The sequence below is a fragment of the Prevotella rectalis genome, assembly GCF_900607215.1.
GTDB lineage: Bacteria > Bacteroidota > Bacteroidia > Bacteroidales > Bacteroidaceae > Prevotella > Prevotella brunnea.
Genome location: NZ_LR027820.1, coordinates 413,209 through 413,823 on the forward strand (window position 1 = coordinate 413,209; position 615 = coordinate 413,823).

At 49.8% G+C, this 615-nt stretch carries 1 protein-coding gene; it reads right to left on the bottom strand.

The window, feature by feature from the left end; genetic code table 11:
• Positions 1 to 615 (bottom strand): transposase (locus E0E16_RS14150; RefSeq protein ID WP_255418130.1); only part of this gene is annotated, 615 nt, incomplete at both ends.

The window sequence follows — 615 nt, forward strand, 5'->3', positions numbered from 1 at the left end:
GATATTCCATCAGCCCATCCTCGTTCATATCCATGCAGTCTGCCAACACCTCGTATTTGAGATTTTTCTTCATCTTGGTGACATAGACGACGTTCCTCTCGGTCAGTTCCTCAAACTTTTCATAGTTAATATATGCACGATCCAGGGCAACGATTTCATCATGCTTGAAATGGCTGGGGGCGAGCATGAAGGAATCGTTGGTAGCGGCAGAGGTGAACTTCACGTCACAGTGAACTCCCTCGTTTGCATGAATGACGGAATGCACTTTTATGCCACCCTTCTTCTTTCCCGTCTTAGGATGACGGCCCACGCCCTTGAAGATGACGTTAGAGAACAGGGTTATCGTGGTGGAATCGATGATTCTCAGACGTTTTACCCATTCCTCCGTACCATTGCGTCGGCTGTCCGAAGAAAGTCTGTCCTTATTGGACTCGTAAAGGTCGTGATACACGTCCTCAAAGAATTTCTCCGAGCGTCTGGCGTTCGCATCTGACAGGGTACTGCGCTTAGGAACCCTGTCAATGCCTATGTGATGAAGCTTGCGCACCTCAGCCGTCATTGCCGCCTCTATCTCGCGCAGGGAGTCGAAGCGCATGATGACTGCATACAGCATCG